This window comes from Marinobacter sp. PE14 (assembly GCF_053566155.1).
Genome location: NZ_JBQXNY010000002.1, coordinates 730,605 through 749,358, shown reverse-complemented (window position 1 = coordinate 749,358; position 18,754 = coordinate 730,605). Strand labels below are relative to the sequence as shown.

General features: G+C 59.2%; 20 protein-coding genes. 9 read left to right on the top strand and 11 right to left on the bottom strand.

Translation table 11 applies throughout. The features are described 5' to 3' along the window. Entirely contained in the window at positions 1 to 1,194 is a 1,194-nt protein-coding gene (gene ftsY / locus ACWJ62_RS09245) for a signal recognition particle-docking protein FtsY (protein WP_449285911.1), read from the bottom strand. A gap of 161 nt (positions 1,195 to 1,355) precedes the next feature. Here ftsY and rsmD point away from each other — a divergent pair, with 161 nt between their 5' ends. Continuing rightward, on the top strand, positions 1,356 to 2,006 hold the full coding sequence (gene rsmD / locus ACWJ62_RS09240; protein WP_449285910.1) for a 16S rRNA (guanine(966)-N(2))-methyltransferase RsmD: 651 nt from the start codon (positions 1,356 to 1,358) through the stop codon (positions 2,004 to 2,006). Positions 2,007 to 2,084: 78 nt separating this feature from the next. Here rsmD and ACWJ62_RS09235 read toward each other — a convergent pair whose 3' ends face one another. Beyond that, a complete protein-coding gene (locus ACWJ62_RS09235) occupies positions 2,085 to 3,263 on the bottom strand; it encodes a DesA family fatty acid desaturase (protein WP_449285909.1) in 1,179 nt (392 codons plus the stop codon). 140 nt (positions 3,264 to 3,403) lie between these two features. Between ACWJ62_RS09235 and mutM the strand changes: the two genes are divergently transcribed. The 7 genes from mutM to ACWJ62_RS09200 all read left to right on the top strand — a co-directional run bounded on the left by mutM (position 3,404) and on the right by ACWJ62_RS09200 (position 8,991). After that, complete coding sequence (mutM, locus tag ACWJ62_RS09230) at positions 3,404 to 4,216, top strand: bifunctional DNA-formamidopyrimidine glycosylase/DNA-(apurinic or apyrimidinic site) lyase (protein WP_449285908.1); 813 nt, start codon at positions 3,404 to 3,406, stop codon at positions 4,214 to 4,216. Between the two features lie 184 nt (positions 4,217 to 4,400). Beyond that, positions 4,401 to 4,730, top strand: coding sequence for a hypothetical protein (locus ACWJ62_RS09225; RefSeq protein WP_449285907.1), 330 nt, complete (start codon positions 4,401 to 4,403; stop codon positions 4,728 to 4,730). A gap of 95 nt (positions 4,731 to 4,825) precedes the next feature. Continuing rightward, complete coding sequence (gene yrfG, locus ACWJ62_RS09220; RefSeq protein WP_449285906.1) at positions 4,826 to 5,515, top strand: GMP/IMP nucleotidase; 690 nt, start codon at positions 4,826 to 4,828, stop codon at positions 5,513 to 5,515. 41 nt (positions 5,516 to 5,556) lie between these two features. Next, positions 5,557 to 5,964 carry a ribosome-associated heat shock protein Hsp15 gene (gene hslR, locus ACWJ62_RS09215; RefSeq protein WP_008175667.1) on the top strand — a complete coding sequence of 136 codons (408 nt, stop codon included), beginning with the start codon at positions 5,557 to 5,559 and terminating at the stop codon, positions 5,962 to 5,964. A 69-nt stretch (positions 5,965 to 6,033) separates the two neighbouring features. Beyond that, complete coding sequence (gene hslO / locus ACWJ62_RS09210; RefSeq protein WP_449285905.1) at positions 6,034 to 6,888, top strand: Hsp33 family molecular chaperone HslO; 855 nt, start codon at positions 6,034 to 6,036, stop codon at positions 6,886 to 6,888. A 172-nt stretch (positions 6,889 to 7,060) separates the two neighbouring features. Beyond that, positions 7,061 to 8,596: a phosphoenolpyruvate carboxykinase gene (locus ACWJ62_RS09205; protein ID WP_449285904.1), complete on the top strand. Its 1,536-nt coding sequence runs from the start codon at positions 7,061 to 7,063 to the stop codon at positions 8,594 to 8,596. 116 nt (positions 8,597 to 8,712) lie between these two features. Next, positions 8,713 to 8,991 (top strand): hypothetical protein, encoded by a 279-nt coding sequence (locus tag ACWJ62_RS09200; protein WP_064229611.1) that lies wholly within the window; start codon positions 8,713 to 8,715, stop codon positions 8,989 to 8,991. 21 nt (positions 8,992 to 9,012) lie between these two features. On the opposite strand, the gene ACWJ62_RS09195 is transcribed toward ACWJ62_RS09200, so the two are convergent. Together ACWJ62_RS09195 and ACWJ62_RS09190 are read right to left on the bottom strand one after the other, a co-directional pair. Continuing rightward, positions 9,013 to 11,076, bottom strand: coding sequence for a TRAP transporter large permease subunit (locus ACWJ62_RS09195; protein WP_449285903.1), 2,064 nt, complete (start codon positions 11,074 to 11,076; stop codon positions 9,013 to 9,015). A gap of 26 nt (positions 11,077 to 11,102) precedes the next feature. Next, positions 11,103 to 12,167 (bottom strand): hypothetical protein, encoded by a 1,065-nt coding sequence (locus ACWJ62_RS09190; protein WP_449285902.1) that lies wholly within the window; start codon positions 12,165 to 12,167, stop codon positions 11,103 to 11,105. A gap of 294 nt (positions 12,168 to 12,461) precedes the next feature. Here ACWJ62_RS09190 and ACWJ62_RS09185 point away from each other — a divergent pair, with 294 nt between their 5' ends. Next, a complete protein-coding gene (locus tag ACWJ62_RS09185; protein ID WP_148608575.1) occupies positions 12,462 to 12,734 on the top strand; it encodes an HU family DNA-binding protein in 273 nt (90 codons plus the stop codon). Positions 12,735 to 12,776: 42 nt separating this feature from the next. On the opposite strand, the gene ACWJ62_RS09180 is transcribed toward ACWJ62_RS09185, so the two are convergent. From ACWJ62_RS09180 to ACWJ62_RS09150, 7 genes are all read right to left on the bottom strand, one after another. Further along, a complete protein-coding gene (locus tag ACWJ62_RS09180; protein WP_449286171.1) occupies positions 12,777 to 13,742 on the bottom strand; it encodes a putative solute-binding protein in 966 nt (321 codons plus the stop codon). 284 nt (positions 13,743 to 14,026) lie between these two features. After that, positions 14,027 to 15,331, bottom strand: a complete 1,305-nt coding sequence (locus ACWJ62_RS09175; RefSeq protein ID WP_449285901.1) for a dihydroorotase — start codon at positions 15,329 to 15,331, stop codon at positions 14,027 to 14,029. Next, positions 15,328 to 16,341 carry an aspartate carbamoyltransferase catalytic subunit gene (locus ACWJ62_RS09170; protein WP_449285900.1) on the bottom strand — a complete coding sequence of 338 codons (1,014 nt, stop codon included), beginning with the start codon at positions 16,339 to 16,341 and terminating at the stop codon, positions 15,328 to 15,330. Before ACWJ62_RS09170 ends, ACWJ62_RS09175 begins: the two co-directional genes overlap by 4 nt. 27 nt (positions 16,342 to 16,368) lie before the next feature. Further along, a complete protein-coding gene (gene pyrR / locus ACWJ62_RS09165; protein WP_449285899.1) occupies positions 16,369 to 16,878 on the bottom strand; it encodes a bifunctional pyr operon transcriptional regulator/uracil phosphoribosyltransferase PyrR in 510 nt (169 codons plus the stop codon). Positions 16,879 to 16,885: 7 nt separating this feature from the next. Then, positions 16,886 to 17,308, bottom strand: a complete 423-nt coding sequence (ruvX, locus tag ACWJ62_RS09160; protein ID WP_008175643.1) for a Holliday junction resolvase RuvX — start codon at positions 17,306 to 17,308, stop codon at positions 16,886 to 16,888. Then, complete coding sequence (locus ACWJ62_RS09155; protein WP_449285898.1) at positions 17,301 to 17,867, bottom strand: YqgE/AlgH family protein; 567 nt, start codon at positions 17,865 to 17,867, stop codon at positions 17,301 to 17,303. The genes ruvX and ACWJ62_RS09155 overlap by 8 nt, the downstream gene beginning before the upstream one ends. Next, positions 17,864 to 18,730: a TonB family protein gene (locus ACWJ62_RS09150; protein ID WP_449285897.1), complete on the bottom strand. Its 867-nt coding sequence runs from the start codon at positions 18,728 to 18,730 to the stop codon at positions 17,864 to 17,866. The genes ACWJ62_RS09155 and ACWJ62_RS09150 overlap by 4 nt, the downstream gene beginning before the upstream one ends. Positions 18,731 to 18,754: the final 24 nt, after the last annotated feature.

Here is an 18,754-nt window from a genome sequence, read left to right as displayed (position 1 = left end):
CTATTCGTCAAACAGGGCGTCCACAAAGGTTTCGGCATCAAAACTGCGCAGGTCTTCCACCTGCTCACCAACACCAATAAACCGGATAGGCAACTGCAACTGACGGGCGATGGCAAACACAATACCGCCTTTGGCTGTGCCGTCCAGTTTCGTTAACGTAATGCCACTGACGCCCACGGCCTGCTGGAACACCTGCGCCTGGCTCAGAGCGTTCTGGCCGGTGCCCGCATCCAGCACCAGCATGACCTCATGGGGTGCGGATTCGTCCAGCTTTTTCATCACCCGGACTACCTTTTCCAGCTCCTGCATCAGGTTGTCCTTGTTCTGCAGGCGACCGGCGGTATCGGCAATCACCACATCAACGCCACGGGACTTGGCTGACTGGATGGCATCAAAAATCACCGAGGCGCTGTCAGCGCCGGTGTGTTGCGCCACCACCGGAACCTTGTTGCGCTCACCCCAGACCTGCAGCTGCTCGACCGCAGCGGCACGGAAGGTATCGCCGGCGGCCAGCATTACCGACTTTCCCTCGTCCTGGAATTTCTTGGTGAGCTTACCAATGGTGGTGGTCTTGCCCACGCCATTTACGCCCACCATGAGAATGACATAAGGCGTCTTGTCGGAGTCGATCTGCAGCGGCTTGGTGACATCCTTCAGCAGACCATGCAGCTCATCCCTCAAAGCCTTGCGCAGGGCCTCGCCATCTTTGAGCTGATTGCGCTCAAGCTTGTCGGTGAGTGAATCGATGATTTCGGAAGTAGCGGTTACGCCAACGTCTGCCATCAGCAGCGTGGTCTCGATGTCCTCCAGCAGTTCCTCGTCGATTTTCTTGCCAAGCGAGAACATGTCAGACAAGCCACCAGTCAGGCTCGCCCGGGTTTTGCCCAACCCCTTTTTGATTCGCTCGAAAACGCTGACCTGAGGCTCGGGTTCCGGTGCTTTTTGCGGTTCTTCCGCGGGCTCGGGCTCTGGGGTCGGTTCCGGCTCAGCCACCGGCTCTGGTTGTGGCTCTGCGGCGGCAGGCGCTTCCCTCTCTCCCTCTTCCGGCACTGGTGCCGGCCCTTTGGCAACCTCCGGTTTGCGCTGCGGCACCGGCTTGGGGCGTGGCGCCCGGCTGCGGTTGCCGGCGATATCCAGGACAAATACGAGCACAAGAAGGGCCAGGAGGCCGATTGAAATCCACTCTGCCGTCATAAAAGTCAATCCATCAGTCTGAATGGGCGGGACAAAGAAAGACGGTATTCTAGCAGACTGTCCCGATGAAGTGAGGGTCGCCCCGATTATCGCGCCCACGAACGTTTCCGGTAAGATGCACGCACATATCCTGAACCGATTAAACTCGTGGAGCCGCGACTATGGCGCGCAGACAATCCGCAAGCCGGGCTCACCCGAAGAGATCCCCAGCCGATCGCGGGTCGGCTCCGGCTGGCAAAAGCAGTGGCACCGGTGAGCTGCGAATCATTGGCGGCGACTGGCGCAGCCGGAAACTGCGCTTCCCGGACGCCGGTGGCGTTCGGCCCACTCCCGCACGCACCCGGGAAACCCTGTTCAACTGGCTTGCCTTCCACCTTGCGGGCAGTGACTGCCTCGATTTGTTCGCCGGCTCCGGCGCCCTCGGGCTGGAGGCTCTGTCCCGAGGTGCCGGACGGGCGACTCTGGTAGACCACACGCCAGCACTGGCAAAAGCACTGCGGGACAACCTCCGGTTGTTGAAATCCGACAACGGGGAGGTGGTGTGTTCGGACGTCGAAAGCTATCTGGCCCAGAGAAACCGGCCGCCGTTCAATATCGTGTTCATGGATCCGCCGTTTCGCCAGGGCTGGCTCGAAAAGCTGTTTCCGTTGCTGGAACAACAGGCGTGGATTAAACCCGGCGGCTGGGTTTACGTGGAACACGAGAGCGAACTGCCAACGCCTTCAGTGCCTGTTTCCTGGCAGTTGCACCGGCAGAAGAGTGCGGGACAAGTCACCTATTCCCTGTTCCGGGTCGCTCCCGGGCCAGAATGAAAAAGGGGTCAGATGAAGGCTTTCATCTGACCCCGGATTCCCCGCCGAAGCGGGTTTACATCGATTCTCTGCCTGGCATCAGGCCGAGGGGCGCAGCGAGTAGGCCCGGAGATGCTCGGCGAACTCTTCCAGATAGCGGATGCCGCTGGCTTCTGCCTCACGACACCACTGCATCAACGCGTTCAGCTTGTCCTGGGGTTTGAGCCCACGCTGACGCCAGAGCGCCTGCAGCTCGTGGCTCTTTTCATAGATCTGGCGCAGCACCGCGTTGCGCTCCAGCACAGTCTCGAGAGTTTCCTTCTCCTTCGGCTGAATCAGCGTAATCTCACGGGAGAGCAGTTGCTTGAGCTTCCGGTAACGGGGACGGATCTCATCGTCCATCAGAGATTTCTGCTGGCGCAGCACCGGCTCCATGACACGCTTGCGGTACTGGCGCATGATATCGAACCGGTTGTTGGCGATGGCCTGAACCGTTTCCACATCGACATCCAGTTTACCCGGCACATGGTGGGCAATCGGTCGATAACCCTTGGGCTTGGCCAAGCCGAACAACTGGAACAGACGAATGTAGCCCCAGCCGATATCTACTTCGAACCAGCGGCGAGACAGCTTGGAGGAGTTCGGGTAGGTGTGGTGATTGTTGTGCAGCTCCTCGCCGCCAATCAGCAGGCCAAGGGGCGAGATGTTGCGGGCGTTATCGGCACACTCATAGTTCCGGTAACCCATCCAGTGGCCAATGCCATTAACCACACCGGCGGCCCACACCGGGATCCACATCATCTGTACCGCCCAGATCCAGATGCCGTGGACACCGAACAGGGCCAGATTGATGACCGCCATCAGCGCGATGCCCAGCATCCTGTATCGGCTGTAGACATTCCGCTCTACCCAGTCTTCCGGGGTGCGTTGGCCATAGCGCTCAAGGGTTTCAGGCGTCGCCGAATCGGCATAAAGCTCGGCGCCCTGGAACAGAACCTTGCGAATCCCCAAGACTACCGGGCTGTGGGGATCTTCCTCGGTTTCGCACTTGGCGTGGTGTTTACGGTGGATGGCTGTCCATTCCTTGGTATTCTGCGCGGTGGTTAACCAGAGCCAGAACCGGAAAAAGTGTTTAAGGGCCGGATGCAGATCCAGCGAGTTATGCGCCGAATGGCGATGCAGGTAGAGCGTTACACTGACAATCGTGACGTGTGTCATTCCGAGGGTGACCAGAATGAGCTGCATCACCGACAGGTCAAGAAGACCATTAAACCACATAGCAAATCCTCAAAATCAATATCTTTGGCGCGAGGCCAACTTCTACACTTTAGCGTACAGCTGTAAGCCACAACAACAGCATTTGGATGCAAAATTGTTACTGATTACACTTAGGCGTTTTCCATCGGAGATTCCCGCCCGTGCCTGAACTGCCCGAAGTAGAAACGACCCGACGGGGTATTGCTCCCCACTGCGAAGGCGAGACGATTATCCGAGTGACAGTTCGCAACGGCAGTCTGCGCTGGCCCGTTCCGGCTGATCTGGGCGAGAGGCTCGAAGGTCAGGTTATTAAGAGCGTAGACCGCCGGGCCAAGTATTTGTTCCTGAACATGGACCGGGGCACGGTGATTGTTCACCTTGGCATGTCCGGCAGCCTGCGCATCATCACAGACAATACCCCTCCCCTGACCCATGATCATATCGACGTGGCATTACAGTCCGGCGTCATCCTCCGATTCAACGACCCACGCCGGTTCGGCTGCTGGCTGTGGGCTGATTCCGCCGAAGAGCACCCGCTGATTACCCACCTGGGCCCGGAACCCCTGGCCCCGGAATTCGATGGCGCACACCTATTCCGGCTCTCTCGCGGAAAAAACACACCGGTGAAATCGTTCATCATGGACAATCAGGTGGTCGTGGGTGCCGGTAACATCTACGCCAATGAAGCGCTGTTCAAATCGGGGATTCATCCCCGCCGCAAGGCCGGGAGAATCAGCCTCGACCGCTATCACCGGCTGGCCGAAGCCATCCGGGAAACGCTCAGCGCCGCCATTCTGATGGGCGGAACCACCCTTCGGGACTTTGTGAACAGCGATGGCAAGCCCGGCTATTTTGCCCAGTCCCTGCTGGTGTACGGCCGGGGCGGCCAGCCCTGCAAGGAATGCGGGGCACCACTGAAGGAAATCCGGATGAACAACCGCTCAACGGTTTACTGTCCTCGCTGCCAGCGCTGAATGCTTACCAGATCGCACATTCTGCAACGAAAAATCGTTTGAAAATGCGCAAATATGATTCATAGTTAACAGAGGATTAACGCCCACAGTTTACAATAGGATGGTATCCATTAGATGCGATCCGGGTTTGCTTTTCTTTAAAGCAGCACCCTTTCAGGGCCACTAAAGCTCAGGAGACAGTAAGATGACCCGCAAGATTTCTCGCACCCTGGTAGCCACTGTGGCGGCCTGCCTATTGGCATTCTCATCCCTCGGCCACGCCCAGGCCGTGGACGAAACCCCGTCGGCACTGGCAATGACCGGCGATGCGATTTTTGTTCGCCCGGCCCTGCTGGCTACCACCATTGTGGGCAGCGCTGTCTACCTGGTATCCCTGCCCTTTTCCCTGCTGGGCGGCAACGCCGATGAAGCCGGGGAAGTTCTGGTGATGGGCCCGGCCAAGGCGACCTTCGTGCGCTGCCTGGGCTGCACCCGTACCGGCAAGAAACCCGAGACGGTCCACACCAGCAACTGATCCGACTCCATCGGGCACGCCTCCGTACTATCACGGCTTGCCCCGACGAGCGAACTCCGGCAGCCTGAAGCAAATTCTTCAGGCTGTTTTTCACTATGGTTGACTGGTCCTCGCTTAACACGGTGTTCCTGGATATGGACGGGACACTGCTGGATCTCCATTTCGACAACCACTTCTGGCTTGAGCATCTGCCGGCAAGGTACGCCGAGCATTACAACCTCCACCCCCAGGAAGCGAAAGACCGCCTGATCCCGATGATTATGGCAGAGCGTGGCTCACTGAACTGGTACTGCACCGATTACTGGAGCGAGCGGCTGTCCCTGGACATCACGGGGCTGAAAGCAGAGGTGGGCGACCGGATCGGTTACCGCCCCCACGTCACGGATTTTCTCGATGCCCTCAGGCAAGCCGGGCTTCACTCGGTGATTGTCACCAACTGTCACCCCGATCCCCTGGCCCTGAAGCTGAAACGAACCGGCCTCGATACAAGGGTGGATGCCATTGTTTCCAGCCACCAGCTGGGCAAGCCCAAGGAAGATCCTTCGTTCTGGCAGGACCTCCAGCGGGTAACGCCTTACCAGGCCGAAAGCACCCTGATGGTCGACGACAGTTTTCCGGTGCTGGAAAGTGCGCTAGCGGCCGGCATTGCCCAATGCCTGGCGGTACTGGCTCCGGACAGCCAGCAGGAAGCCCGGGAACAGCATCCGGAAATACCCTGCATTCATCACTTCGATGAAATTCTTCCCACGCTTCGCCAGCGGTCGCCCCTGCCATCCGGCCGATGACAGGGTTATAATTGGCCTACAAGCCCATCAGGTGAGGAGACATGACGGCATCAACCGCTGACGACCAACGTGTAAGACTCGATAAATGGCTCTGGGCCGCCCGATTCTACAAGACCCGCTCCCTGGCCAAGGAAGCGATCGAGGGTGGCAAAGTCCACTACAACAGCCAGAGATGCAAACCCGGCAGGCTGGTGGAAGCCGGCGCAAAGCTGACGTTGCGCCTGGGCTGGCAGGAAAAAATCATTATTGTTGATGACATCAGCGACCGGCGCCGTGGTGCACCCGAAGCCCAGAAGCTCTACCACGAAACCGAAGACAGCGTTAAGAAACGCGAGGAAATGGCCTGGCAGCGTAAAACCATGCAGGCAGCGCAGCTTCCTCCGGCCAGACGGCCCTCAAAGAAAGACCGGAGAGACATTCAGCGCTTTCGCGAACAGAACGGCCTCTGAAACCTTTTTTACATCCCCGCCCTCAGTCAAACGTGCAACGACCGGCATTCAGCATTCAGGAGACACAACATGGCAGCCCGCGACCAGTTCCAGCGCTTTATTTTTGAACACAGCCAGGTGCGCGGAGCCTGGGTGCAGCTAGCAGACAGCTATCAGGAAATCGGCAGCCAGGCACCCTACCCGGACACGGTCCGGGAACTCCTCGGAGAAGCACTGGTGGCGAGCATCCTGATGAGCAGCACTCTGAAGTTTGAAGGTACATTGTCGGTCCAGGCCCAGGGGGAAGGGCCTCTGCGCACATTGATGGCCGAGTGCAGCCACGACAGACACATCCGCGGCCTGGCCCGCTTTGATGAGCATGCGGTCAGCGAAGACAGCTTCCACGATCTGCTCGGCGAGGGTCGGATGGCCATCACCATCACGCCCAACCGCGGCAACCGCTATCAGGGCGTTGTACCCCGGGATCAGGAGACACTCTCCGGCTGCCTTGAGGAATACTTTGATCGCTCGGAGCAGATTCCCACCAGCCTGTTCCTGTTTGCCGACGAGAACGGCGCTGCCGGCCTGATGCTCCAGCGCCTGCCGGGCGCCACAGAGGAGGATGAAGACCTCTGGGACAGGGTAAACCATCTGGCCCGAACCGTAGAAGCCTCCGAATTGCTGGAGCTGGACAGCGAAACGCTGCTTCACCGCCTCTTCCACGAGGAGACTGTCCGCCTGTTTGACGCCGAACCGGTCGCCTTCCAGTGCAGCTGTTCCCGGGAGCGCACCCTCGGTGCCCTGGAAGCCATTGGCCGCGAGGAGTGTTACAGCATTCTTGAGGAACAGGGCTCTATCGAAATGGACTGCCAGTTCTGTCACGCTCACTATCGCTTCGATAGAAATGATATTGATCATCTTTTCACCGGTCATACGCTACACTAGAAACACGTTCGATTAGCCGGGAACCCGCTGATAGCAAGGCTTCCCGGGCAGTCGTTTTTTACCGGCGTCTCTGGCATAATAGCGCGCCTGAATTGACCCGATTGCTCAGATTTCCGTCAATTTTGGGGGGCGGCCTGAGCAATCACTAAGACATCCCGAGGGCGAGGTCGAAGTGAGCAACACTTATAATGATCTGAGTACAGCACGACTGGTTGAGGTGGCACTGGCGCGTGAAGAAGGCCAGCTGGCATCCAACGGTTCCCTGGTCGTAAAAACCGGCGACCGCACAGGCCGGTCTCCCAAGGACCGTTATATTGTCGAGGAGCCGAGCACCTCGGACGATATCCACTGGGGTCCGATCAACCGTCCTTTCGACGCTGAAAAATTCGACGCCCTCTGGGACCGTGTTGAAGCCTACATCGCCGAGAAAGACCAGTTCGTCTCTCACGTTCATGTCGGTTCCGACCCGGAACACTACCTGCCGGTCAAAATGACGACCGAGACCGCCTGGCAGAATCTGTTCGGCCGCAACCTGTTTATCCGCCCGGACAGCTACAACCCGGCCGACAAGCAGGAATGGCAGATCCTGAACGCCGCCAACTTCGAGTGCGAGCCCGAGCGCGATGGCACCAACAGCAACGGCTGCGTGATGATCAACTTTGCCAAGCGCAAGGTTCTGCTGGCTGGCATGCACTACGCCGGCGAAATGAAAAAGGCCATGTTCTCCGTGCAGAACTTCCTGCTGCCGGAAAAAGACGTGCTGCCAATGCACTGCTCCGCCAACGTCGGTGAAGACGGCGAAACCTGCCTGTTCTTCGGTCTTTCCGGCACCGGCAAGACCACCCTCTCCGCCGATCCGCACCGTTTCCTGATCGGTGACGACGAGCACGGCTGGGGCCCGGGCACCGTATTCAACATCGAAGGCGGCTGCTACGCGAAGTGCATCGACCTGACCCGGAAAAACGAACCGATCATCTGGGACGCCATCCGCTTCGGTGCCATCGTCGAGAACGTAACGATCGACCCGGAGACTCGTGAACCGGATTACACCGACGTATCCCTCACCGAAAACTCGCGCTGTGCCTACCCGCTTGAGCACGTTGAAAAACGGGTTATCGAGAACCGCGCCGGTGAGCCGTCTCACATCGTATTCCTGACCTGCGACATGACCGGCGTTCTGCCGCCAGTGTCTATCCTGAGCCGCGAAGGCGCCGCTTACCACTTCCTCAGTGGCTACACCGCGCTGGTCGGTTCCACCGAAATGGGCTCTTCGTCCAAGCTGAAGTCCACTTTCTCCACCTGCTTCGGCGCGCCCTTCTTCCCACGCCCGGCCGGCGTATACGCCGAACTGCTGATGAAGCGGATGGACGAGTTTGGCAGCAAGGTCTTTCTGGTGAACACCGGCTGGACCGGCGGCCCCTACGGCGAAGGTCAGCGATTCAGCATTCCGACCACCCGAGCCATCATCGCCTCCATCCAGAACGGCGACCTGGACGACGTGGAAACCGAGCATCTGCCAACCCTGAATCTGGATGTGCCCAAGCATGTTCCGGGCGTGGATACCGAGCTGCTGAACCCGCGCAACACCTGGGTAAGCCCGGACTACTACGATGGCAAGGCCCAGGAACTGATCTCCCAGTTCGTCGAGAACTTCAAGAAGTTCGACGTGGCAGATTCGATCGTCGAAGCCGGCCCGAAGCTGAGCTGAAAAGCTGAAAACGGGGTCAGATGAACGCTTTCATCTGACCCCAATCCAGAAAGCGCCCTGCGAAAGCACGGCGCTTTTTTTGTATGATAGCCAAACACTCTCAAGGAAACGGCTTCATGAAACAGCGTCTACGCCAGCTCTTTTCGTTTATTCTCAAACCACTGGAATCCGGAAAGGTTGGGCCCAGCTACAAAGATTCGCACCGCACCGTGCTGAATGTGGTGGGCATCCTGTTCCTCGTTCTGGCGACGGTGTCAGCGGCTATGCTCGTTTACACCGGTAAGGCAGGCGCCTTGATTCCCGTGCTTGTTTTCTTCGGTATTGGTGGCGTGTCGTTGGTCGTCGGGACGTTGGGCTCCGATGCCGCGGTGTCGAAGATGTGGGGCAATCGCTAGCGGTCGCCCCACATCCTGTAATCAGGCGTAGAATATAAGCGGCACAAAGGCCACCAACACCAGCGAAATCCCCATGGCAATCAGCGGCATGATGATACGCTCATGGCGCTGATAAAAAGTCCCCGTTTCCTGCTGCGCCGCCAGCACTTCCGCCTCTCCAACCACCTGCCGGGTCAGCAGATGGTTCAGGGCCACCGGCGGGCTCAGGTAGCCCAGCTCGAAGGCCACCAGGGTCACCATCCAGAAATGGATCGGATGAATGCCACTGGAGTAGGCAATCGTGGCCACGGTGGCAGTCACCAGGATCACGGCACCGAATGCGTCCATGATCATGCCCAGAATCACCAGAATCACCACCATCAGCAGCATTGCTGACCAGGCACTGTCAAACGACTGCGGGAAGGCCTCCATCAGGTGAGCCCGTTCGATCACCCCACCGATGCTGACCGACAGACCCAGCAACAGCAACAGCGCGCCAATTTCCGCCGTCGTATCGTTGGTGGCGCCGCGGAGACTGCGCTCCAGCCCCTGGTGGTTGATCTCCCCCGAGGCTTTTCCTGACCGGTTTTTCAGGCTGACATGCTCGTAAACAAGGATTGCCAGCATGATCACCGGCAGCAGCCTCGGAGCCGAAAACTCATCCATGCTCACGTCCAGCGCCAGACGGTAGAACAGCACCACGGCAGCGATAACCAGAACATAGGGAATCAAGGGTTTGAGCGCCTGCGTCATGGCCGGGAAGGCTTCGGCCGAAGGCGCCAGGTTAAACTCACTCTGTCGGTTCACACTGAGGGCCACAATCGCGAACATGGTGGCGGTCAGCACGAACACCCAGATGCCCCAGCCAAACAGCTCGTCAGTGGTGACTTCCCGGTTCAGGTAAGCAATCACAACCACCAGCAGGCAGGGCCGCAAAACCACGCCCAGGGAACCGGACATGGCGGTCGCCGCCAGGGCCAGATGCCGCCGGGCACCGGCGGCACGCAGCTCACTGTAGATGACGGCACCGGCCGCAATGACGAAGATGCCCGAGGCACCGGTGTAGGCCGTGGGCACGGCAGCCACCAGAACCGCTACAACCGCCAGCATTTCCGGCGGCATGCGCCAGGGCCGGAAAACATTGAACACCAGGGTGGCCAGGCGGGTCTGCTTGAGCATCATGCCCACCCACACATACAGACCGACATTCAGGAACATGTCGGACAGTTCCATCATCTTGCCGAGATAGATACCAATCCCCGACGCGTGTCCGATCAGAGCGAAATAGGTGCCGGAGATCAGACACATCACGGTATAGAGCGGAACGGCCAGGAAGGCCTTGTTCAGACTGCCGCCCTCCTCAAGATCATCAGGCATCCGGAACAGCCGGTAGAGGCTGGCCAGCGTGAGGCAGGCGAAACCGATAATCCAGAAATTGTGCAGCAACAGCTCTTCGGAAGAGACCGCCGTGTCTGAACCCAGGCTGGACTGGCGAAAGATTGCGCTCGAGCCCAGCAGCATGGCATTGGCGATGGTTTGAAGAGTGTGGGAGACGGTGTAATCCAGCCGGGTTTCCATGGCACGCATGGCGATATGGTGACGAGTGAGGGTCGCGGTGACCGCACACAGCATGACCAGAATCACCAGAATGAAACGCTGTGACTCCAGGCCAAAGGCGATCAGGTCAGCAATAAAAAGCTCGATGGCCCGATAGGCTTTCACGCCCGGTGTCAGCTGGTCACTGAGATTTTCAAAATTCTGGTGGGCCTCGCGGCAGTCAGCAACCGCTCGTTCGATGGCAAGCCGGACGTCAGCCGGGTCTTTTTCCTCGGCCCCCAGCAACGCCGCCATCGGGTCATCCGTCTCGGCATCCGCCGCCATTTCTTCAGCAACCGCCGCGTCGATATCCCGGTTCGGATCGCAGGTGGGCTGAACCGGATCCATCCGCAACTTGTAATAGCCACTCCAGAGCTGTTCACCGCCCCGAAGCATCTGGTTGTGGATATCACTGCTCGTGGAGAAAATGACCACCGCCAGCAATAACAGGCAGGCTGGCAGCGATGAAAACCACTCCAGCCCGCTACGATCAAAACCGCCCTTCGACATAACTGATTACTCTGGGTAGGGAGTGGTTACAGCAGATCGTCCAGATCCATGGTTTCAACGGCTTCCGCCTGGTCATCCCAGAAGCTGCCTAGCTGCCCCATGGGTGTACGGTGCCCGGTGTTCTCTACCCAGAGTCGGTCAGAGACCGCGACAATCATATCGGTGGCCATGGCGTCCACGAACCGCCACTGCTCATTGGCCGGTGTATTCTCGATCGATTCGGCATGATCCCGGATTACCGACCGGACCATGGCCTCGTCATCCTTGTTCAGGGCCGCAATGGCGTGGAAAACATGAGGCAAACGCACGCCCGCAACCTCGCCCTGATCGTCGGCAACGGCCAGCCGTTCGAACGCGTTCTCACCCTCGGGCTGGGCACCCGGAATCATCGCCCACACCGTTGCTCGCAAAGCCATGGGCGCGCCCCACCATTTTTCATTATCGAGGCAGCTCGTGGCCCGGGCGGCAATGGAGCCAACGTTCGCCGGTACGCCAATGGACGAGGTGGACTGAATCTGGGCATTGAGCGCCTGGAGACCGGAGAGAAGACCGGCCATGTAGATAAACTCGTCCATGTCGTCATCGAAATCCGGGCATTCGCCGTCGGCGGGATTACCGTAGTGGGCATTGTGGTGCTGCCAGGCCTTGTAATAACGTCGGGCAGCAACGCTATGGGCCCGCTTCTGGCGTATCATGGCATCCTCAGCCGCATTGCCGTTCATGGCATGCAGGGCCGAAAGGGCTGCCAGCTCGTGCTCCCTGGCCTCTTCCTCGGCACAGCCGCCAGCACTGAGGTAGAGCATCACTGCCAGCTGGTCCGGCTCATTGGTAACGCGGCCGAACGACATCAGCAATGGAGCAGTCGCCTCGCTCATGGCGCACCCCATGGCCAGATCGTTGCTTTCCATCAGAAAAGGCACCGTGTGATCCCTGGAGAAACCCTGCATCACATCCCCGGTGGTCTTGTACATCACGTGATTCACCGCGCTGCAGCCTCCAAGGACCACAGTGGCCGTGAAAGCCACCGCGAGGTTACGTACTCGACGCGAGGAAAATGGCGACTTGCGGGAGGGATTCCGGAAATGGGTCATACCTTCTTCACCTTTTGCGTTTTTTGTTCTGATGCAGCCCTGCTGCAATCGCACGGCCCGGACTCTGGCGGAGAAACCGGTTTGTTACAGTCTGTAACCAGGCACGCATTATGGCGTAGGAGGCCCCGTTTTTATGCGACCGATGCCGCAAATGACGCCAATTTACACACACCTATGCCACTCGATGGTTTGCACAATGGGCCGCGAGCCACTATAGATTGGAGCAACCGAGAGTCGTTGTGATTCCGGCCAGCACAGACCGAACCCGCAGAAATACAATAAAAGGAGTATCCGATGCGCAAACCTGAACTCGCCGCGGCCATTGCCGATCGCACAGGCCTGACCCGGGACAAGGCCAGCGAAGTGATTACCGCGTTTACCGACCAGGTGTCGGCCGCCGCCTCCCGTGGCGAAGACACCACCCTGATTGGCTTTGGCACCTTCAATATCCGCAGCCGCGAGGCGCGGGACGGACGCAACCCACAAACCGGCGAGACCATTCGCATCCCCGCCAGCAAAACCGTTGGCTTCAAGGCCGGCAAGGCTCTGAAAGACGAAATACGCTAGTCAGGCACAGGCCCGCAGACGCGGGCCTGCTTCACTCCGGCCTCAGGTTCCGGCGACGGAAGCACACTCGGAGCGGGTAGCATCTACCCGGCACCGAATCGCTTTCATCAACTTGATGGCTCGCTCATCGTAAACACCGTCCTCCAGTAACGAGAGGCGCACCTTGCGCAGCATCTTGTCGTATTCGGCGGTGTCTTCCTGGGGCAACTGCATCCAGACCTCTTCCGGAATTTCAGCCTCTGCCTGGGCAATAATCTCGTAGGCCTCGTCTATGCGTTTGATGGCCTGATCACGCACCATCTGGCCGGCGGAATCCGGGAAACGGTCGCGATGGATGATTACCTGGAAATTCATATACCCGAGGGCATATTTGACCACGGCCCCGTTAGGCTGAACGCCTTTGTACAGTTCCAGTGGTGTGTAGGCGACAGCCGGGGCATAGGCGAGGTCCACGCTGCCATTATTGAACTTGCCGGCAAAGTTCGCGGAATTGGATCCCACCACAGATGCGCCCACATGGCGAACCATCCGCACGGATGCCTGATCGTAATCGAGGGTTGCAATCCGTTTGCCCTGCAGTTTCTCGACAGAATCAATAGAGCGGTCCCGGGTGTGCAGGTAGATGGCGCCCCCGGGGAATACCCCGGCGACCTCGTAGGGGCCATCAATCAGGAACGGCCGGGCTTTGGGCTGGCTGAGGGTATTATACAGCAGCCGCATTTCCTCTTCGCCGGGCACTGCGCCCATGGCTTCAAGGCTGCCCGTGAACTTGTTGAATTCCCGGGCCCGGGTGCCGGTGAGCAGCACGGCGTCGCACTGGCCCGCCTTGAAATCCTCGGCGGCCACCTTCTCATCGGTGTAGGCGCGAAGGTCCAGCTTGATGCCGTTTTTCAGGGCAACCGACTGGAAGGTTTTGGTGATGGCAAACAGGGGGCCATTGGCACCAACCGGGTCAAAAACGCAAAAGCTGCGTTCCAGAGGCTCGTTCTGCGCCTGTGCCTGCCCCATCGAGGGGAATACCAGACTGGCACAGAGGGCAGCTGCCAAAGCTACCCGCTGGGGGAGGTTTGCTGATTTCACGGGATGACTCCTGGTTATTATTGTCGGGCGCCGGTCTGTGAAAATGAACCGGTCAGGCCACGCTTTCCTTGGTCGACCATAGGGCGACGGCTACAAGAATACGTTGGCACAGGTGCCTGCCATCAAGGGTTTTTCAGCAAAAGGAGGGGATTCTGTGATGGTGTCGACAGAGGTTCCGCAACCCCTGCCGCACTTTGTCGCCTAAGCCGGATTCAGATAGCCGGCTTTGGCCAGGCCTTTCGACCCTCACTGAGGGTGAGCCGGACGACACCCGGCAGTTCGCGATCGGTCACCGGCGCATGGCGACCGGCTGAAACCAGTGTTTTCGAGTTCGGTGTCCAAAAGGCATCAGGATCAAACACACAGACATCAGCGATTTCGCCCTCGGCAAGGCGGGCTGTTCTGCCCAGCGCGGAAGCCGGACCGTTGGTCAGCGCGCGAATCAGATCAGGCAGTGCCAGCTCATTCATCTCCACCAGTTCCAGCCCCAGCGACAGCACACTCTCAATGCTAGACAGTCCCGGCTCGGTGGCTGCCATGGGTGCCTGCTTGGCGGCGGTATCGTGAGGTTGATGCTGACTGACAATGGCATCAATCACACCGTCCCGAACACCGGCTATCAACGCCTTCCGATCGCCCTCGCCGCGCAGAGGAGGCCGAACATGGAAGCGGCTGTCGAAACCGGCCAGAGCTTCCTCGGTGAACACAAGCTGGTGTATGGCCACATCGGCGGTTACCGCAATGCCGCGGCGGCGGGCTTCGGCCAGCATTTCAACACTGCGACCACAGGAGAGCTGGCTCAGATGCAACCGTACCCCGGTTTCCTCCGCCAGCAACAGCATTTCCATCACCGCAGCGGTTTCCGCGACTTCCGGAATACCGAGCAGCCCCAGGCGCGAGGTTACCAGGCCGTCGTGGGCGTAGCCGTCGGCGGCCAGGGCCTGGTTCTCAGGGCTGAACATCACCGTCAAACCAAAGGTCTGGGCGTAGGCCATGCAACGTCGCAAAATGCGGGCATTGCGCACGCCCCGGGAACCATTACCCACGGCAACACAGCCGGCGGAGGCCAGACCGGCCATATCGCTGAGCAGATCACCCTCCAGGCCTCGGGTGATGGCACCTATGGGCAGGACCCGGATGGGCGAACGACTGGCAGCTCCGTCACGGATCAGGTGGGTGACCGCACTGGAATCGTTCACCGGTGAGGTTTCCGGCGAGGCGCAGACCGTCGTGAAGCCGCCATGGGCCGCCGCCAGCGTCTCGGAAGCGATATTACCTTTCTGGCCATTGCCCGGCTCACGGAGGTTACAGCACAGATCGACAAACCCCGGCGTTATGACTGCGTTTTCTGCACTGATTGTCTCGTCGGCCTGCTCCCGGGCGGCGGCCTCGCCCATCGCGGCAATACGACCATCCCGAATCAGCAGCGCGGCATTTTCCTTCTCGTCGCCCTGACCATCGAACAGTCGACCCCCGATAATCTTCAGGCTGCTTCCGGATGTGGTGACACTGCTCATGCCTGGCCCCTCTCGCTCAAGTTCTGCTGCCGTTCTGAAACCTGGCCACCCATGGCCATGGACATGACTGCCATCCGGATGGCAATGCCGTTGGTGACCTGGTTCAGAATCACCGATTGCGGCCCGTCGGCAACCGCCGATTCGATTTCAACACCGCGGTTGATCGGCCCCGGGTGCATAACGATGCATTCCGGATGGGCCAGCGACAGTTTCTGCTGGTTCAGGCCGTATAGCCGGTAGAACTCCCGCTCACTGGGGAGCAATGCCCCTTCCATCCGTTCTTTCTGAAGGCGCAACATGATCACCACGTCCAGATCCTTCATCCCCCGGGCCATATCGTATTCCACCGTGCAGCCCAAGCTTTCCACGTCTTTGGGAAGCAGGGTTCCCGGGGCAATAACGCGAACTTCTTCGGCGCCCAGTTCGTTCAGGGCACGGATCTGGGAGCGGGCTACCCGGGAGTGCAGCACGTCGCCAACGATGGCAACTTTAAGGCCCTCGAAACGGCCCTTGTGTTGGCGAATCGTCAACATATCCAGCATGGCCTGGGTCGGATGCGCATGGCGCCCGTCACCGGCGTTGATAATGGCCACCCCCGGAGTGACACTCTCGGCAATAAAATGCGGCGCGCCACTCTGGGAGTGCCGGACCACAAACATGTCGCTGGCCATGGCTTCGAGGTTCAGCAGCGTGTCGGACAGGGATTCACCCTTCGAAGTGGCCGAGGTGCTGATATCCAGGTTGAGTACGTCTGCAGACAGGCGCTTGGCCGCCAGTTCAAAGGTGCTGCGGGTTCGGGTGCTGGATTCGAAAAACAGGTTTACCACGGTTCGGCCACGGAGCAGCGGCACTTTCTTGATGGTGCGCTCACCGACCTCGATAAAGGAGTCCGCTGTGTCCAGAATGTCGGTCAGCAGTGCCCGGTCCAGGCCGTCGAGGGTGAGAAAGTGCCGCAACTGACCATCCCGGGTCAGCTGCAAGTGGTGCGGGGAGGAGTCGTTCGCGGTCATGGGTCGCCTGTTATCCGATTCGGAGGTTTATTGTCCGGCTTCCTGAAGCTCGATACGGAGCGGGTCGGGGCCACGCAGTTTGACGCGCTGATGGGGTTCCAACACCATTGTCTTGCCAGCCACATCCGGCTGGATGGGCAGTTCCCGGGCGCCGAGGTCAATCAGGGTCGCCAGTATGATACTGGCTGGACGGCCATAATCGAAGATCTCATTCATGGCGGCCCGGATCGTCCGGCCGCTCATGATGACATCGTCAATCAGGACGATGTCACGGCCTTCGGTATCGAAGGGCAGACTCGAGGGTTTCACCCGGGGATTCAGGCCGATGCGGCTGAAATCATCGCGATAGAAGGAGATGTCCAGTTCGCCGAACGGCTCTTCGATGCCAAGGCGTTTGCTCAGCACGTCGGCCAGCCAGACGCCTCCGGTCCGTATACCGATCAGGACCGGGGATTGCACGCCCCGTTGCTCGAGCGCCTGACGCAGCCCGGCTTCCATCTGGTCAAGCAACTGATCAATATCAAGCAATGCCGTCATTCGGTCCTCACTGTTGAAAAAAGGTTTCCAGGATCAGCACCGCGGCCCGGTCATCCACCCCGTGGCGACCAAAATCACGACTGCCTCCGGCGGCCATCACTTCACCCTTGGCCTCGAAGCTGGTGAGCCGCTCATCCACCATCTCGACCGGCACGTGGTAGCGTCCATGAAGACGCTTGCCGAATTTGCGCGCCCGGGCACACATATCGTTTTCGGTATCGTCCATGTTAAGGGGCAAACCGACCACGACCAGGTCCGGACGCCACTCCTCAAGCAGGGATTCAATCTGTTGCCAATCGGGGATACCGTCACGGGCGGGAATCAGAGCCACCGGTTGGCCGGACCCAAGCAATTCCTGGCCGACGGCTACGCCAATACGGCGGGTGCCAAAATCGAACGCCATAACGCGACGGCTCGCTGGTTCAGGCATGGCCGACCGATTCACTGAGCTGATTGAGATCAATGCCGATCAGCTGCAGCACCGCCTTGTATCGATCTTCCCAGGGAGTACGGAACAGAATGTCGGTGTTGGCCGGACAGGTGAGCCAGGCGTTGCTGCCCAGTTCCTCTTCCAGTTGTCCTTCGCTCCAGCCGGAGTAACCCAATGCCACCAGGTACTCGTCGGGACCTTCGCCACGACCAATGCCTGCCAATACATCGCGGGATGTGGTCAGCAGAACATCGTCGGTGACCTTCGCCGTGTTCTGCCAGCTGGTGCCCGGAGGATGCAGCACAAAGCCGCGCTCCTGCTGCACCGGACCACCGCTGAAAACCGGCAGATCCAGCTCGCCTCCTGGCAGGTCCAGTTGTTCCAGAATTTCACCAAGGTGGATGTCCAGCGGCTGATTGACCATTAACCCCAGGGCACCGTCGTCAGAATGCTCACAAATGTAGATCACGCCGCCATGGAAACGCGGATCAGCGAGATAGGGCGATGCCACCAGGAACTGGTGGCGCAAGCTATGGGGAGAGTGTTTTGATGCTGTCATCCGGATGTCAGCCCCCGACGCTGGAAGGACCAGGTACGTATGATTTCGAGTTCATCCACCTCTTTCCGCATTTCGTCCGGAAATGGTGCAAAAGGTGAGGCCATCCTGACTATACGGATGGCAGCATCATCCAGGACGGTGCTGCCGGAAGACTGCAGGATCGCCACCTCTTTAATGGTGCCGTCTTTCTTCAGTGACACCAGCATTCGCAGTGTGCCATAGATTCCGGCATTGCGCGCCTCGGTCGGGTAGTTGATATTCCCCACCCGCGTTACCTTGCTCACCCAGTTCTGAACGTACCAGGCGTTGGTGGACTTGAGCGTAGAGGCGGCGGTTACCCGCATGACCCTGGGTTTGCGGGCATAGGCCTGCTGCTGGGCATCGAAGCGAGCTTCAAGGCTGGCAATTTCGAGGCTACGCTCCATCAGGCTCTTTTTCTCGCGAACCGGCAGAGGTTCCTCTTCCGGCCTGGTGGGCTCCTCAGGCTGGCGAACCTTCTGACTGGAAGGACTCTCGGTCTGTACCACCTGCTTTTCCTGGCGCGGCTGCGGCTCGGTTTGAGCAGGAGGCTCGGGTTGAACCTGGGCCACCTCCGGCTGGCTCACCTCCGCCGGTTGCGGGGTGGTCATTTCCCGCACCTCTTCCTCGGTACCACTGCCCTTCTGACTGGTCTGGGCCAGGAAGTCCGCCTTCTCCGGAGCTTCCTCATCGTCAAACTGAGACAGGGTGATTTCCATGGTCTGGGCAGAGGAACGGGGCGGTTCAGGCGCAAAGGTGATTCCCAGCACCACGATGGCGTGCACCGCCAGCGCCATAAACAGGGTGAAGGAAAACCGGTCGAAGTCGCTTACCTGAACTGCCATTCCTGATACGGATCCTGTCGTTAT

Coding starts and splice junctions, on each gene's coding strand:
- ftsY (WP_449285911.1), bottom strand. CDS start 1,194: ATGACGGCAGAGTGGATTTCAATCGGCCTCCTGGCCCTTCTTGTGCTC.
- rsmD (WP_449285910.1), top strand. CDS start 1,356: ATGGCGCGCAGACAATCCGCAAGCCGGGCTCACCCGAAGAGATCCCCA.
- ACWJ62_RS09235 (WP_449285909.1), bottom strand. CDS start 3,263: ATGTGGTTTAATGGTCTTCTTGACCTGTCGGTGATGCAGCTCATTCTG.
- ACWJ62_RS09225 (WP_449285907.1), top strand. CDS start 4,401: ATGACCCGCAAGATTTCTCGCACCCTGGTAGCCACTGTGGCGGCCTGC.
- yrfG (WP_449285906.1), top strand. CDS start 4,826: ATGGTTGACTGGTCCTCGCTTAACACGGTGTTCCTGGATATGGACGGG.
- hslR (WP_008175667.1), top strand. CDS start 5,557: ATGACGGCATCAACCGCTGACGACCAACGTGTAAGACTCGATAAATGG.
- hslO (WP_449285905.1), top strand. CDS start 6,034: ATGGCAGCCCGCGACCAGTTCCAGCGCTTTATTTTTGAACACAGCCAG.
- ACWJ62_RS09200 (WP_064229611.1), top strand. CDS start 8,713: ATGAAACAGCGTCTACGCCAGCTCTTTTCGTTTATTCTCAAACCACTG.
- ACWJ62_RS09195 (WP_449285903.1), bottom strand. CDS start 11,076: ATGTCGAAGGGCGGTTTTGATCGTAGCGGGCTGGAGTGGTTTTCATCG.
- ACWJ62_RS09190 (WP_449285902.1), bottom strand. CDS start 12,167: ATGACCCATTTCCGGAATCCCTCCCGCAAGTCGCCATTTTCCTCGCGT.
- ACWJ62_RS09185 (WP_148608575.1), top strand. CDS start 12,462: ATGCGCAAACCTGAACTCGCCGCGGCCATTGCCGATCGCACAGGCCTG.
- ACWJ62_RS09180 (WP_449286171.1), bottom strand. CDS start 13,742: ATGGGGCAGGCACAGGCGCAGAACGAGCCTCTGGAACGCAGCTTTTGC.
- ACWJ62_RS09175 (WP_449285901.1), bottom strand. CDS start 15,331: ATGAGCAGTGTCACCACATCCGGAAGCAGCCTGAAGATTATCGGGGGT.
- ACWJ62_RS09170 (WP_449285900.1), bottom strand. CDS start 16,341: ATGACCGCGAACGACTCCTCCCCGCACCACTTGCAGCTGACCCGGGAT.
- pyrR (WP_449285899.1), bottom strand. CDS start 16,878: ATGACGGCATTGCTTGATATTGATCAGTTGCTTGACCAGATGGAAGCC.
- ruvX (WP_008175643.1), bottom strand. CDS start 17,308: ATGCCTGAACCAGCGAGCCGTCGCGTTATGGCGTTCGATTTTGGCACC.
- ACWJ62_RS09155 (WP_449285898.1), bottom strand. CDS start 17,867: ATGACAGCATCAAAACACTCTCCCCATAGCTTGCGCCACCAGTTCCTG.
- ACWJ62_RS09150 (WP_449285897.1), bottom strand. CDS start 18,730: ATGGCAGTTCAGGTAAGCGACTTCGACCGGTTTTCCTTCACCCTGTTT.